Annotated in this window: 10 protein-coding genes; 8 read left to right on the top strand and 2 right to left on the bottom strand. The window is 62.3% G+C overall.

Annotation, left to right across the window (positions count from 1 at the left end; all coding sequences use genetic code 11):
* Positions 1-26 precede the first annotated feature (26 nt).
* Together CQ020_RS09235 and CQ020_RS09240 are read right to left on the bottom strand one after the other, a co-directional pair.
* Complete coding sequence (locus CQ020_RS09235) at positions 27-1,361, bottom strand: MFS transporter (protein ID WP_105691575.1); 1,335 nt, start codon at positions 1,359-1,361, stop codon at positions 27-29.
* A gap of 34 nt (positions 1,362-1,395) precedes the next feature.
* On the bottom strand, positions 1,396-2,424 hold the full coding sequence (locus CQ020_RS09240; protein ID WP_105691576.1) for an MBL fold metallo-hydrolase: 1,029 nt from the start codon (positions 2,422-2,424) through the stop codon (positions 1,396-1,398).
* Between the two features lie 94 nt (positions 2,425-2,518).
* Here CQ020_RS09240 and CQ020_RS09245 point away from each other — a divergent pair, with 94 nt between their 5' ends.
* The 8 genes from CQ020_RS09245 to CQ020_RS09280 all read left to right on the top strand — a co-directional run bounded on the left by CQ020_RS09245 (position 2,519) and on the right by CQ020_RS09280 (position 14,816).
* Positions 2,519-3,418 (top strand): LysR family transcriptional regulator, encoded by a 900-nt coding sequence (locus CQ020_RS09245; protein WP_105691577.1) that lies wholly within the window; start codon positions 2,519-2,521, stop codon positions 3,416-3,418.
* Between the two features lie 173 nt (positions 3,419-3,591).
* Positions 3,592-4,074 (top strand): MarR family winged helix-turn-helix transcriptional regulator, encoded by a 483-nt coding sequence (locus CQ020_RS09250; protein ID WP_105691578.1) that lies wholly within the window; start codon positions 3,592-3,594, stop codon positions 4,072-4,074.
* A gap of 8 nt (positions 4,075-4,082) precedes the next feature.
* Complete coding sequence (locus CQ020_RS09255; RefSeq protein WP_105691579.1) at positions 4,083-6,185, top strand: MFS transporter; 2,103 nt, start codon at positions 4,083-4,085, stop codon at positions 6,183-6,185.
* A gap of 266 nt (positions 6,186-6,451) precedes the next feature.
* Complete coding sequence (locus tag CQ020_RS09260) at positions 6,452-8,185, top strand: ABC transporter ATP-binding protein (RefSeq protein WP_105691580.1); 1,734 nt, start codon at positions 6,452-6,454, stop codon at positions 8,183-8,185.
* Positions 8,182-10,260: an ABC transporter ATP-binding protein gene (locus CQ020_RS09265; protein WP_105691581.1), complete on the top strand. Its 2,079-nt coding sequence runs from the start codon at positions 8,182-8,184 to the stop codon at positions 10,258-10,260. Before CQ020_RS09260 ends, CQ020_RS09265 begins: the two co-directional genes overlap by 4 nt.
* Before the next feature lie 74 nt (positions 10,261-10,334).
* Positions 10,335-10,751 carry a thioesterase family protein gene (locus CQ020_RS09270; RefSeq protein ID WP_105691582.1) on the top strand — a complete coding sequence of 139 codons (417 nt, stop codon included), beginning with the start codon at positions 10,335-10,337 and terminating at the stop codon, positions 10,749-10,751.
* A gap of 80 nt (positions 10,752-10,831) precedes the next feature.
* Positions 10,832-11,596, top strand: a complete 765-nt coding sequence (locus tag CQ020_RS09275; protein ID WP_105691583.1) for a copper homeostasis protein CutC — start codon at positions 10,832-10,834, stop codon at positions 11,594-11,596.
* A gap of 145 nt (positions 11,597-11,741) precedes the next feature.
* Complete coding sequence (locus CQ020_RS09280; protein ID WP_105691584.1) at positions 11,742-14,816, top strand: glycoside hydrolase domain-containing protein; 3,075 nt, start codon at positions 11,742-11,744, stop codon at positions 14,814-14,816.

Consider the following 14,816-nt stretch of genomic DNA (forward strand, 5'->3'; position numbering starts at 1 on the left):
GTGCGGGGGCTGGCTGCTTTATACAGTTAGTCGAGTTCGCGTTGAGTGCCTTCGGCAGTCAGTTTCACGGCAACTACTGCGGCGAGCATCGTGGCGATCCAGAAGATCGCGATGAGCCACAAACCACCGCCGGCTGCGAGGCTCAGGCCGGCGACGATCATGGGTGTGAAGCCGGCGCCCACCATCGAGGCACCTTGATACGCCAGCGAAGCACCTGTGTAGCGGTTGCGGGTGGGAAATTGTTCGGCCACGTAGGCGGCGATAGGACCGTAGAGGAAGCCTTGCACCAAGCCGTTGCCCAACACGATCGCCAAGGCAAAGGCCCACAGTTCCCCGTTGTCGATGAGCAACAGGATGGGATAAGCAAGGACAGCGCCCAAAAGGGATGCACCGATGAGGACCCGACGCCGGCCAACCCTGTCGCTGAGTCGTGCCGAGTAGAAGCAGATAATCAAGGTCAGCAACGCCGCGAACGCTTTGATGTTCAGCACACCGTTCTTGTCGGCACCGTTCTCCACGGCAACCGATACGCCCCACACCGTGGTCATCGATTGGCATACGTAGAAGGCCGTGGTGGCGAGCAAACCGAGCATCACGGCGCGGCGGTTGTTCTTGAGGACATCGAACAGGGGCACCCGACGCTTGGCTCCCTCTGCTTCAAGTTTCTGGAAAGCGGGTGTTTCGGACACTTTGAGGCGGATGACCATGCCAACAGCGATCAGCGCGGCGCTGAGCAGGAACGGTACCCGCCAACCCCAAACCAGGAAATCGTCACCGGACAGTGCTGCGAACAGGGACAGTGCGAGGGTGCCAAGGATGGCTCCTGCCGGACCGCCGGCGTTGGCAAAGGCCGCAGCGAAACCTCTGTGCTTCTTGGGTGCGTGTTCGATGGCCATCAGCGCAGCCCCACCCCATTCGCCGCCCACTGCCACGCCTTGGACCAGCCGGAGGACCACCAACGCAAGGGGTGCGGCAATCCCGATCTGGGCTGTGGTGGGCAGCAAACCGATCATGGTGGTGCCGAAGCCCATGATGAGCATGGAGAGCACCAGCATCTTTTTGCGGCCCAGCCTGTCCCCGAAGTGTCCGAAGATCAGGCCACCAAGGGGGCGGGCCACGTACCCGACGGCGAGGGTGACGAAAGATGCGAAGAGGGCAAAGCCGGGGCCAAGATTTGCGAAGAAGACCTTGTTGAAGACGAGGCTCGCGGCAGTGGCGTAGAGCATGAAGTCGTAGTACTCGATTGCACTGCCGATGAAGCTGGACGCGAGGATGCGCCGCATGTCCTTGGACTTCATGGAGTTTTCAGGCACGCTGCCGGGTGCTTCAGGGAGGGTGTCCTGGGATGGTGCTGAGCTCATGTGGTTCCTCGGTTCCGGGGATGGGGTTCGCGCATCAGCGCTGGCGCGCGAACGGAATGACGTCGAGATCGTTGGGAACGGTGAATTTTCCGGTGAAGTGCTCTTCGGCTTCGAGCCACACGGACGCGGGTGCGTGCCCGGGCACCAGGTGATGCAGGGCAAGGTGTTTGGCGCCGGCGGCATCTGCCAGCTTCGCTGCTTCGCGGACGCTGGTGTGGGACTTGTAATGGTGGTCGCGGGCGGCCCGGCTGCCGTCGTCGGTCTTATCGGCGTACAGCGATTCCACCCAGTCGAAGTCGATGGCCTCGTGCAGCAACAGGTCCGTGCCGTGGGCCAGGGTGATCATGTTTTCCGTGTAGGCAGTATCGCCGGAGATGGTCACGGAACCTTCTGCGGTATCGAAGCGGAAGGCGAAGGCTGGCGCCACTGGAGGATGTTCCACCAGGATGGCGGTCACTGTGACCAGCTCGTCGCGGTAGATCTCGAACGGTTCCATGTCCGGCGTCGGGTTGTTGTTGGGGTGGTAGCCGGTTTGTGCAGGGATCCGGATGTCTTCGGCTTTGAAGATGTCCAGGGGGCTGGGCCGCAGGCTGTCCAGGATGCGGTCGTTGAGGTCCGTGGCGTGAGCGGCCATCAGTTGCTCGAACATCTGGCGGGTGCCCGGCGTCGGATTCTCCGGCGCCAAAGGCAGAGGATCGACGACGGCGCGTGGCGACACCGGGGGCAGCTCACCGCGGTTTCCGGGTCCAATGATTCTTACCGGGTTGTGGGTGCGGTCTGCGAGGGCGTACAGGCCAAAGATGCCCAGGCCGGCCAGATCATAGACGTGGTCCGAGTGGAGGTGGGTGATGAAGAGCGCCCTCAAATCCTTGAGTTCCAGGCCTGACTGGCTGAGCCTGCGTCCGGCGCCTTGGCCGAAATCCACCAGGTAGAAGGCCTCTCCCACCACCACGGCGGTGGCTATTCCGGTGCGCTCACCGGAATCTGCTGCCGCCCACCATCTGGGGCCGCCGGCGGTCCCCAGGGTGACGATGTGCGGTTTCAGGGATGACGTCAGTGTCACGGGTGTCTCCTTCGACGTTGGCTTTTCTCCAGTGTGGCCCGGCTCACTGCGCTTGTATAATCAATCAATTCAAAGAAGTTCATAAGGAGAACTGATGGCTGAGTTCACCCTGCGCCAGCTCGAGTATTTTGTGGCGGTGCTCGATCATGGCTCCCTCACCAAAGCTGCGAGCGAAAGCAACATCTCCCAGGCCGCTGCCTCAATGGCGATCGCCCAGTTGGAAAAAAGCCTCGGCCTGGACCTGCTCATCCGGACCCGCGCGAAGAGGGTGGAGCCCACGCCGGCGGGACTTGAACTCGGCATCCGTGCCCGGCGAATCCTCGGGGAAACGGCGGATCTGCAGGCCGGGGTGCTGATGCGGTCCCATGAAGAGATGCGCGGCCGGGTGTCTATCGGCTGCATGGTGGCCATTTCGCCCCGGGTGATCCCGGAACTCATCGGCTATTTCGCGGAGAAATGGCCCGAGGTGGAGCTCGACTTTGTGGAGGGCGCTGCCGAAGACCTGCAGAAGGCGGTGGGGGAGGGTGAGCTGGACCTCGCGTTTGTCTACTCCCTTCAGGTGGTGCCGGGCGTGGATGTGGTCAAGGTAGTGGAATCGCGTCCGCAGTTCATGCTCGCTGCAAGCCACCCTTTGGCAGGAAGGGCGTCGCTACGCTTCGCCGACCTTGCCAGCGAGGATGTCATTCTCTTCGACGTGCCGCCCAGTGCCGAGCGCGTCACAGCCATGTTCCTCTCGGCGGGTGTAGAGCCGAAGGTTCGTTGGAAAAGCGTGGTGGCACAGACCATCCGCGGCGTGGTGGCCAGTGGAAGGGCTATCTCCGTGACTCACGCGTGGCCGGGGGTCGCGCCTGTTTACGCGGACGCCAAAGTTGCCCTGGTGCCCATTGAGGACGATCTCCCTGAGAGTTGGCTCGTCGCTGCCGTGCCCCCGGGGATCACGCGGCCACGCAGGGTGGATGAGGTCATTGAGGCGGCGATTCACCTGGCCGGATAAGGCTGGATCTGCACCGGGTTCGCGGGAAACCGTCGAATTCGCCGGAGTTCTCCGGCGGTCTGACACTCTTCCCGCGTTTTCGCGGCGGACGCCTGCACACTCATCTTTAGTTTCCCAAAGCAATCAATCTGAGTTATAGTTGCTTTAGGCAAACAAAAAGAGGGGTGTCTTCCATGTCCGTTGGTTCTGCCACGGCAACCGATCTTGTGCATCAAATCTTCGATCTCCAGCGCACGCTGCGCTGTGTGGTGACCGCCCACATGTCCCGCGTTCCCGACGTCGGGATGGCTGTGCAAGGGGTGATGCGCTTCATCGGCGAGGGGGAGACCCGCGCTACGCACCTGGCCACGCGCCTCGGTGTCAGCGCACCGGTCCTCAGCCGGCACATCACCGAACTCGAGGATCTTGGCTTTGTGGTCAGGCGGCCCGATCCCGCGGACGGTCGGGCCCAGCTCCTTGCCCTTACTGAGGAGGGCGCAGCGAAACTGCGCGAATTTGAAGAACAACGCAGCGTGAGACTGCGCGATTACCTGGCGGATTGGAGCGAGGCTGACGCCCTCGAGGCCTCCCAGGTCATCAACAAACTCACCGCGTCCCTCAAGGACTCAATCCGGGCAACGGCGGCCGGCTCCATCACAACACACCAGACAGCTTAGGAGCCACCATGGCCACACCAGCAGTTCAGAACACCAAGGCGGCGGACGCCTCAGTCAGCTCCGCGGCCAACAAAGCCGCAGCACCTATGACGCACCGGCAGATCATGGAAGCCCTCACGGGGCTCCTTGCAGCCTTCTTCACAGCGATCCTGAGCAGCACGATTGTTGCCAACGCGCTGCCCACCATCATGTCCGAGCTCAAGGGTACGCAAACCGACTTCGCGTGGGTCATCACGGCCGCATTGCTGGCGAACGCCGCCACCACCCCCATCTGGGGCAAGCTCGCGGACCTCTTCGACAAGAAGCTCCTCGTCCAGCTGAGCATCATCATCTTCGTGGCCGGCTCGGTCATGGCGGGTCTTTCTGAAACCATTCCGCTGCTGCTGACCGCCCGCGTCATCCAAGGCGTGGCCATGGGCGGCCTCACCGCCCTCGCGCAAGCGATCATCGGCTCCATGATTCCGCCGCGTGACCGCGGCAAGTACTCCGGTTACATGGGCGCCGTCATGGCCGTAGGTACTGCCGGCGGCCCGCTGCTGGGCGGCTTCATCGTTGACAGCCCGCTGGGCTGGCGTTGGACGTTCTTCGTCTGCGTGCCCCTCGCCGTCGTCGCGCTCATCCTGCTCCAGGTGACCCTGAAGATCGAGCACATCAAGCGCCCTGCCAAGATCGACTGGCTCGGTTCCATCCTCCTGACGTCCGGCGTGAGCCTGCTCCTCATCTGGGTTTCCTTCGCTGGCAACCCTGACTACTACGACTGGTTCTCCTGGCAGTCCGCCCTCATGGTGGGTGGCGGCGTGGCGCTGCTTGCAGTGCTGGTCTTCGTGGAAACCAAGGTCGCCCAGCCCATCATTCCGCTCAAGATCATCTCCGAGCGCACCACGGCCCTGGCCATTGTTGCCTCCGTTGCAGTCGGCATCGCCATGTTCGGCTCGTCCACCTTCCTGGGTCAGTACTTCCAGGTTGCCCGCGGTGCCACACCCACCGAGGCCGGCCTGCTGACGCTGCCCATGATCGCCGGCAACCTGATCGGCTCCGTCGCGTCCGGCATCCTGATCAGCCGCTTCGGCAAGTGGAAGAGGTTCCTGATTGCAGGCTCCGTCCTGCTCATTGGCGGCCTCGCGTTCGCCGGAACCATGGATCACACCACTGAACTGTGGATCGTGGCCATCTACACCGGAGTGTTCGGCCTGGGACTGGGCATGCTGATGCAGAACCTGGTGCTGGCTGTGCAGAACACCGTCCAGGCCAAGGACATTGGAACCGCCAGTGCCTCGGTGGCGTTCTTCCGCTCGGTGGGTGGCGCGATTGGTGTCTCCGTGCTCGGTGCCATCATGTCCACCCATGTGAAGGACCTCGCCGTTGAAGGCATGGCCGCCGCCGGAATTCCCGTCCAGGGCGGCGCCTCCGGAGCCAGTATGGACCTTGCCGATATGCCCGCTCCCGTCGCCGAGATCATGCGTGCTGCCTACGGCGACGCAACTGCCCAGATCTTCCTGATCTCCGCGATCATCAGCGTGGTGGCCCTCTTGTCAGTGCTGTTCATCAAGGAACGTCCGCTGCGCCGCACGGTTGATGCTGCTCCCGAAAAGGAACTCATAGCCACCGCCTCGGGAGACGCCGGAATGTCGCTGGACACCTCGTCCCTGGACGCAGTAAAAGCGGACGACGACGGCGCACACCGCCTGGGTGCCCACCCTTCCGTTCCGGTGGGCGGCCGGCAGGGATCGGCTGGGGATCGCCAGATTCCGATGGGAGATCGTCAGGTTCCGAACCCGGAGTCCGGATCCGATCTTGACCTCGAGTTTGCACGGATCCTCACCCAGGAACGGCCGCACGGGACGTCTGATGTGAAGGAAGTCCAGGAGCAGTTGTCCCGTACCCAGTACGTTCTGGCAGAACAGCAGTTGCAGCTCAGCCGCGCCAACGTGGAACTGCAGGCCCGCTTGCGGGAGCAGCAAACCATCGCGGAGCAACAAGCCAAAACCGCCGAGGAACTCGCCGCTGTCCGCAAGGAACTCAAGCGCGAACGCAGGCAGCAGGAACGCATGGCGCTGTTGCTGCTCCAAGGTGTTGAGGCCCGCTCCGAGCACGGGAAGCACGCAGGCTAAGTCCACGCAATGTGAAGCGCCGGTTGGGAAACCAGCCGGCGCTCTGCTGTGTCGCCTTGTCTTCGGGGCGCTGCGTTCCTGCAGGCCAGCGTCCTTGCCCCAGCGGGAGCATCCACGGCACATGAACTACTCCGCTGGGATGATCTTTTGCGTAAGTTGTTTCGCCGGGGCAACGGATTTCGTAGAGTAGGGAGGCTAATACTGTCAGCCCCGGCTGCGACACTTCTCTTATCTCATTCACGCACTCTTTCTAAGGACCCGTGGGCATGCTTGTCACCCTTATACGGCGCTATTCCAAGCCGTATTTGCCGCAGATTGTGGCCGTGCTGATTTTTCAGCTGGCGTCCACCATCGCCACGCTCTACCTCCCCAGCCTCAACGCCAGGATTATTGATGAGGGAGTTTCCCGTGGAGACACTGACTTCATCTGGCAGACCGGTGCGCTCATGCTCGCTGTCGCCCTTGGACAGGTGCTCACTGCCATCATCGCCGTGTACTTCGGCTCCCGCGTGGCCATGGCCATCGGTCGGGACCTTCGCCGCAGCGTTTTCAGGCAGGTCAGCAGCTTTTCCGCTCAGGATGTCAACACTTTCGGTGCTCCCACGCTGATCACCCGCGGCACCAATGACGTCCAGCAGGTACAGATGCTGGTACTCATGGGCCTGAACTTCATGGTTTCAACTCCCATTATGTGTGTTGGCGGCATCATCATGGCGCTCCGTGAGGACCTCAGCCTTTCCTGGCTGGTCTGGGTCTCAGTCCCTGTCCTGGTGGCCGTTGTGGGCTACCTCGTAGTCCGTCTCATGCCTCTGTTCCGGTCCATGCAGACCAAGATCGACGCCATCAACGGTGTGCTGCGCGAGCAGATCATCGGTATCCGCGTGGTCCGTGCTTTTGTGCGTGAACCCCACGAGGCCAGGCGCTTCGGGGATGCCAATGAAGATCTCACCGCTGTGTCGGTAAAGATCGGCAACCTGTTTGTCCTGATGTTCCCTGCAATCGGCATGATCCTGCACCTGTCCACTGCAGCCGTCCTGTGGTTCGGCGGCCAGCGGGTGGACTCCGGCGACATGCAGGTGGGTGCGCTCACTGCCTTCCTCCAGTACCTGCTGCAGATCCTGATGGCCGTCATGATGGGCACGTTCATGGCCATGATGATTCCCCGTGCGTCCGTCTGTGCAGACCGCATCGGCGAGGTTCTGGACGTGGAGCCTTCCATCCACAACCCCACCTCACCGGTGGTGCCGGCCGAGAAGAAGGGACGCGTGGAGTTCCGCGATGTCACCTTCAAGTACCCCGGTGCCGAGGCGCCGGTGCTGAGTAACATCTCCTTCACCGCCGAGCCCGGCAAGACCCTGGCCATCATTGGCTCCACCGGCGCCGGCAAGACCACCTTGGTCTCGCTGCTGCCGCGGCTTTACGACGTCGCCTCCGGTGACGTCCTGCTCGACGGCGTACCCGTCACCAAGATGGACGCCTCGGAGATCACCAGCCGGGTATCAGCGGTGCCGCAGAAGCCGTACTTGTTCTCCGGGACCATCGAGCACAATCTGCGCTTCGGCAAGCCCGACGCCACGGACGAAGAACTGTGGGATGCGTTGGAGACGGCGCAGGCCAAGGGATTCGTGGAAGAAAAGTCATCCGGCTTGAGCCGGCGCATCGCCCAGGGCGGTACCAACGTCTCCGGCGGCCAGCGCCAGAGGCTGTCCATTGCCAGGGCGTTGGTGACCAAACCGAACGTGTACTTGTTTGATGACTCCTTCTCCGCGTTGGATGTCGCTACCGATGCCAGGTTGCGCAAGGCCTTGAAGGCCAAGACCCGGGACGCCACGGTCATCATCGTTGCCCAGCGCGTCTCAACCATCGCGGACGCGGACGAGATCCTTGTGCTGGATAACGGCAGGATCGTTGACCGCGGAACGCACGAGGAACTGCTGGAGACGTCACCCACCTACCAGGAAATCGTTGAATCCCAGCTGAGCGTGGAGGAAGTGGCATGAGCGAGCAGAACCAGCAGAAGAAGCGTGGCTGGGCTGCGAAGGCTCAAGCCGCGAAGGACGCCAAGGCAACAGCCGAGGCTGAGGTGGCAACTGAAATGCTCGACGATGAGGACTTCGTCGAAGAGGAATACGTCCCCTCCGAAGCTGACGGCGGCATGTTCGGTGACGTCCCGGCAAAGAAGGCCAAGGAGTTCTGGCCGTCCGCCAAGCGACTCATGGGCTTGCTGAAGCCCGAGGCTGTGGGCGTGTACATCGTGATCGGCCTCGTCATCGTCTCGGTGGTCCTCAACGTGATCGCCCCCAAGGTCCTGGGTAACGCCATGGACGTCATTTTCGGTGGCGTCATGGGCCGGCAGATCCCTGAAGGGGTCTCCCAGGAGCAGTTCGTGGAACTCATGCGTCAGCAGGGCCAGGGCAACTTCGCGGACATGGTCTCCAAGATGGAACTCACCAACGGGATTGACTTCCCCAAGCTGACGTTCCTGATTTCAATCGTGCTCCTCATGTACTTTGTGGCCAACATCTTCCTGTGGGCCCAGGGTTGGTTGCTCAACAGGATCGTCATGCGGGTTATCAAGAAGCTCCGTAATGACGTCCAAGCCAAGCTCAACAGGCTCCCGTTGAACTACTTCGACACCCGCCAGCGTGGCGACATCCTGTCCCGCGTGACCAACGACGTCGACAACGTCCAGCAAGGCCTCCAGCAGGCGTTTTCCCAACTGGTCAGCTCAGTACTCACTGTCCTGGGCATCACGGTCATGATGTTCATCGTGTCTTGGGAATTGGCGCTGATTGCTTTGATCGCCCTGCCGTTGTCCGGCATTGTGGCGGGCGTCATTGGTGCCCGTAGCCAGAAGCTCTTCGCGGCACAGTGGAAGAACACCGGCGCACTGAACGGCCAGATCGAGGAATCGTTCTCCGGCCACGACCTCGTGAAGGTCTTCGGGCGCGATGCTGACATGCTGGAGCGTTTCGACGAGAAGAACGAGGAACTCTACAAGGCCTCCTTCGGTGCACAGTTCGTGTCCGGCGTGATCTTCCCGGCCATGAACTTCGTGTCCTACCTTGCGTACGTCGGCATTGCCGTGGTGGGTGGCCTGCGTGTTGCCTCGGGCTCCATGAGCCTGGGCGATGCCACAGCCTTCATCCAGTACTCGCGTGAATTCACCCAACCGCTGGGTCAGATTGCCGGCATGGCCAACATGCTGCAGTCCGGTGTTGCTTCCGCAGAGCGCGTCTTCGAGTTCCTGGACGCCGATGAAGAAGTTGAAGAGAACGGTACGCGCCACCTGCCCTCCAAGACCGACGGCCACGTGGAGTTTGAGCACGTTTCGTTCAGTTATGTGGAGGACAAGCCGCTTATTGAGGACCTTTCCTTTGCTGCACAACCTGGTCACACCGTCGCGATTGTTGGCCCCACCGGTGCCGGTAAGACCACGCTGGTGAACCTCGTGATGCGTTTCTACGAGCTCAACGCCGGCCGGATCACCTTGGACGGCGTGGACATCAAGGACCTCAGCCGCGCAGAACTGCGGTCCAAGGTGGGCATGGTGTTGCAGGATGCCTGGCTGTTTGGCGGGACCATCTACGACAACATCAAGTACGGCAACCTGGACGCCACCGAGGATCAGATCATGGAGGCGGCCAAGGCCACCTACGTGGACCGCTTTGTGCGGGCGCTCCCGGACGGTTACCAGACCATCATCGACGAAGAAGGCAACAACGTCAGCGCCGGTGAAAAGCAGCTCATCACCATCGCCCGTGCCTTCGTGTCAGATCCGTCGCTGCTGATCCTGGACGAAGCTACGAGCTCCGTGGACACCCGTACCGAGCTGTTGCTGCAGAAGGCCATGGCCGCGCTCCGCACGGACCGGACGAGCTTCGTGATTGCCCACCGCCTGTCCACCATTCGCGACGCCGACACCATTTTGGTGATGGAGAACGGCAAGATCGTGGAACAGGGCAACCATGCCCACCTGCTCACGCTGCAGGGTGCGTACTACCGGTTGTACATGTCCCAGTTCGCTGGTGAGGAAGACGCCGCAGTGGATGACTCGACGGCGGTGCACAGCTGAGCACGGATTCACTGAGCACTGGAGTGACGACCCCGGAGTCCGTATCGCCCCGGCGCATTGAGGTACTCGTGCCCATGCGCTGGGGTGACATGGACGCCTACGGACACATCAACAATGTGCAGATAGTCCGCATGCTTGAGGAAGCCCGCATCGCAGCCTTCGGGCCACCACGCGGTGCGGGCCTTCCCGGCTTGGAACCACCGGCTGCCCTGTTCAACGATGTTGAAGAGGGCACCATGACCCTCGTAGTGGAGCATAAGGTCCGCTACGTCCGGACGCTGGAATACCGCAACATTCCGGCCGTCGTGCAGATTTGGGTCGGTGCCATCAAGGGCGCCAGCTTTGATCTCCACTACGTCATCAAGGACCCGGTCACCCGGGAGGACTGCGTCAAAGCCAGCACGCACCTGGCCTTCGTCGCCGAGGCCACGGGCCGGGTCCTAAGGCTCACACCGGAGCAAAAGGAAAAGCTGGAGAAGTACCAAGCCTGACGAGTTTTTGTACAGCTGATGCCCTCAAAGGGCCGTCTTAAGGGCCTCAGCTGTACAAAAACTCCGCGTAGAGTTTCACCATGAAACTTGAAATTGCCGTGGTCAGCGCTGCGGGTGCAGGTACGGCCGCTGCCGAGGGAGCCCACCGGATCGAACTCTGCAGCAGCCTTGAACTGGGAGGTATTACACCCAGCCAAGGTCTCATGGAGGCCAGCATGGAGCATGCGGACGGGCGCTTGGAGATTCATCCGCTGATCCGTTCCAGGCCCGGTGATTTCCGGTACTCGGCATCTGATGTGGACACCATGGTGCATGAAATCCGGCACCTGTTGGTCCAGGGAGCCCACGGGGTGGTAGTCGGGGCTCTCACTCCGTCCGGAGACGTAGACGTGCACGCGATCCAGCGCCTGGTGGATTCGGCCAGGGAAGCCAACCCGGAAGCCGAGCTCACCTTCCACAGAGCCATTGACCAGTCACGGGACCCTTTGGAATCCCTGGAGCGGCTGCTGGATCTGGGCTTCACCAGGGTCCTCACCTCGGGCCACGCAGCCACGGCGGGAGCCGGACTGTCCACGTTGACCACCATGGCAGCACGTGCCGGGAACGGCCTGCAGATCATGGCCGGTGGAGGACTGACCCTGGATGACATCCCCGCGATGCACAGGGCCGGTTTGTCAGCCGTTCACCTCTCCGCCAAGAAGACCGTCTCCACCCTTGGGGAGGGCACCATCTCCCTCGGTGCCCAGGACGGCAACGATCCCACGGCGTACACCGTCACCGATCGCGAAGTTGTCCGGGCAGCCAAGGCGATAGTGAACGCACTCAATCTCGCAATGCCCAAGTAGCCCCTGCCGTCCAGCTTCTGGACGGGCAAATTCCAGTGATCGCGCATCGTAATGACCCTTTACGATTCCGCGGAACGCCGGGATGATGTAAGGATTCACCACCTCGGTGGAAAAGCCCCGGAAGCTACCTTCAGGAGTCCCAGCGATGCCGCTGCCCTCGCCGGTTTCACCGGCCGTCATGTCCCGTCCCACGCCTAGCGCAACCAGCACCCCAACCAAGGGCCACCCGGAGGTGGAATGTGGCGTAGGAGCATGGGACAAACTGCTTTACGGAAATCACCGGTTCGTCATTAACGTCCAGGCGGAGCAAGGGCAAGGCCAGCCTGCGGGAGCAGCCCAAGCCCACAAGGTGGTCCTTCCATGGCGCCGGCAGGACGAGGACCCGGCAACCGTGGAGGTCATCGTCGTCTCGGAGAAGACCGGTACCAGGGTCCGCAACGTGATCGTTGAAGAGGCCACGAGGGAGTCCGGATCCCTCGTCTTCGAAGCGATCGACGGCCCGGGCATCTACTTCGTCTACTACCTGCCGTACGCCATGCTGGGCAAACCCCACTATCCCCAAGCGCAGTACCTCCCGAGTCGTCCGTCCGCCGGGCCTGCCTGGGCCGCCGCCGTCGGGCGTTCAGCCTGGGCAAGTGGAGCGGACGCCGGGCTGCCCACCGCAAGAGTCCTCCGCTACGAGGCAGCAAGTGAGCGCGACTCCTTCGCTCCGATGAACTTCACCGCTCGCGCAGACGAGTTGGAGCACTTCCGTTCGCTTCACGTCGGAGAGGCGTTCCTGGTGTTCCCTGAGGACCGGCTGAACCCTGTCTCCATGCACTCGGATCTGCCGGCGCACTGGGTGATGGACGGCCCCTCGGACACCTTCCACGGGACTGCACAGGCTGGCGAGGACTATGTGGTCCAGCTGGGGCTCTACGCGCAGGAGGACATCAAGAGCCTCTCCGTCGATGTGGTCTCACCGACGGGCGGGCACTGCATTAACACTGATGGCGTGGATCGCCTGGGTAAGCCTTGGAACAGGGCACTGAACGTTCCCGCAGGCATGGTGCGGGCTTTGTTTGTGGTCCTTCCCATACCTGCGGACACTGCGGGGACCACGCACTCTGCGGTGGTCACCATCCATGCGGCGGGGGAGCCGCCGCGGAAGATCGAGGTCACCCTGGAGGTGTCTGCGGAAACGGATCAGGCACTCCTTGCGGGCGGTTTCGGCGATCCACGATTCCTTCGGCGCCTGGCATGGTTGGATTCGGACGTGGCCCAGAACGCGGAGCTCGTGGCCCCCTACACCGCCGTCTCACTGGATGAATCGAGCATGACGCTGGGGATATTGGGCAGATCCCTGCGGCTCGCGGAATCGGGACTTCCGGCGCAGGTGACGTCCACATTCACCGCCGCCGTGACCGCAACTGATGGCCCCGCCGTCGAGCTTCTGGACGTTCCTGTGCGCCTGGACATCGATGGCATCCACTGGCAGTACTCACCGGTGGTCTTCACGGTTCACGGTCCGGCACGGGTGCAGTGGCATTGTCACTGGACGGGCACGAGGGACGGAAGGGCGGCGCTGTCCCTGGACCTGAACGGTGTGCTCGACGCCGATGGAACAGTGAGCTACCAGCTGCGGCTGAGTCCGGAGCAAACTCTGGAGGTGCCCGACGTCGGCCTTCACCTTGGGTACCGCAAGGCTGCTGTTCCGTTGGCCATGGGTTTGGGCGTTCCGGGTGGGCGGCGGCCGGAAACCGTGGACTGGACCTGGGACGTTGCCACCAAGAACCAGGATGCGCTGTGGCTCGGTGGGGTGAACGCAGGGATGCAGCTGTCCTTGCGGGATGAACGGTACCAGAGGCCACTGAATACCAACTTCTACCGGGAAAAGCCGCTGGTGGAACCGGGATCGTGGGCTAACCGCCAGGAGGCCGGCGGCGAAAGCACCGTCCGGGGCGGCGTTGCGCTGCGGACAAAGGAGGACACGGTCACGCTGCATGCCTTCAGCGGTGCCCGCACCCTCACCGCGGGCGAGCCGCTCGACTTCACTGTGCGATTCCTGCTGACGCCTTTCAAGCCGATTGAACCCGGGAAGCACCTGTCCAAGCGCTACTTCCATGAGCCGGCTGACCCGGAAAGCATCGCCGCCATGGGAGCCACCGTGGTCAACGTTCACCACGCAACAGCGCCCGCGCCATACATCAACGATCCCCTTCTCACGGAAGGCTCCTTGAGGGAGTACGTAGCAGGGTGCCATCGAAGCGGACTCAAAGCCAAGATCTACAACACCGTCCGGGAGCTCACCTTCCATAGTCCGGAGTTGCTGCCGCTGCTGCAACTGGACCACGAGATTTTCAGTGACGGTCCTGGGGCGGGGCACATCTGGCTGCAGGAGCATGCCGGGAGAGGCTACGTGTCCGCGTGGTTCGCGCCGAACGTTGAGGACATCGCGGTGGTGACAACAGGCGAGTCGAGGTGGGAGAACTTCTACGTGCGCAGCCTGCAGGAGCTGGCCAGGGGCGAGGACGGTGTCGATGGCATCTATCTGGACGACATCGCTTATGACCGGCATGCCATGGTGCGGGTCCGCAAGGTTCTTGAGCGGGCTTGTGCGGCGCGCGGAGTGGACGGCCCTGAGATCGACCTTCACTCGGCAAACCAGTTCACTGCCCACGACGGGTACGCGTCATCGGCCAATTTGTACATGGAGCAGCTGCCCTATGTGGACAGGCTGTGGCTGGGGGAGTACTTCGATTACGACACCACCGATCCCGACTATTGGCTGGTGGAGTTGTCCGGCATCCCGTTCGGACTGATGGGCGAAATGCTGGAAGGCGGAGGCAACCCTTGGCGCGGCATGGTGTTCGGCATGACCGGCAGGGCACCCGCCGTGGACAACCGCCCACTCTGGGAATTCTGGGCAGCCAATGGCCTGGAGCATGCACGGATGCAAGGGTTTTGGGACCCGCAGGCACCCGTGCGGACCAGCCACCCGGATGTCCTGGCAACCACATGGCTCACAGAGCACGGAATGGTTGTAGCGCTGGCATCATGGGCCGAGCACACTGAGGAAGTGACGTTGATCTTCGATCCTGCTGCCGCCACCGGCGCCCCCAAGGACGCCTCAATAACAGCCCCTGCTATCCGAGGCTTCCAATCAGCTGAGAGCCATGCGCCGGGCGCCCCACTAACCATCGAGCCGCAGCGCGGCCTCCTTCTTGTGATCGGAAACTGA

Source organism: Arthrobacter sp. MYb23, assembly GCF_002979775.1.
Taxonomy (GTDB): domain Bacteria; phylum Actinomycetota; class Actinomycetes; order Actinomycetales; family Micrococcaceae; genus Arthrobacter.

Bases quoted from the DNA above. Each gene is read 5' to 3' on its own strand.
- CQ020_RS09260 (WP_105691580.1), top strand. From the start codon at position 6,452: ATGCTTGTCACCCTTATACGGCGCTATTCCAAGCCGTATTTGCCGCAG.
- CQ020_RS09275 (WP_105691583.1), top strand. From the start codon at position 10,832: ATGAAACTTGAAATTGCCGTGGTCAGCGCTGCGGGTGCAGGTACGGCC.
- CQ020_RS09255 (WP_105691579.1), top strand. From the start codon at position 4,083: ATGGCCACACCAGCAGTTCAGAACACCAAGGCGGCGGACGCCTCAGTC.
- CQ020_RS09235 (WP_105691575.1), bottom strand. From the start codon at position 1,361: ATGAGCTCAGCACCATCCCAGGACACCCTCCCTGAAGCACCCGGCAGC.
- CQ020_RS09245 (WP_105691577.1), top strand. From the start codon at position 2,519: ATGGCTGAGTTCACCCTGCGCCAGCTCGAGTATTTTGTGGCGGTGCTC.
- CQ020_RS09250 (WP_105691578.1), top strand. From the start codon at position 3,592: ATGTCCGTTGGTTCTGCCACGGCAACCGATCTTGTGCATCAAATCTTC.
- CQ020_RS09265 (WP_105691581.1), top strand. From the start codon at position 8,182: ATGAGCGAGCAGAACCAGCAGAAGAAGCGTGGCTGGGCTGCGAAGGCT.
- CQ020_RS09270 (WP_105691582.1), top strand. From the start codon at position 10,335: ATGCGCTGGGGTGACATGGACGCCTACGGACACATCAACAATGTGCAG.
- CQ020_RS09280 (WP_105691584.1), top strand. From the start codon at position 11,742: ATGCCGCTGCCCTCGCCGGTTTCACCGGCCGTCATGTCCCGTCCCACG.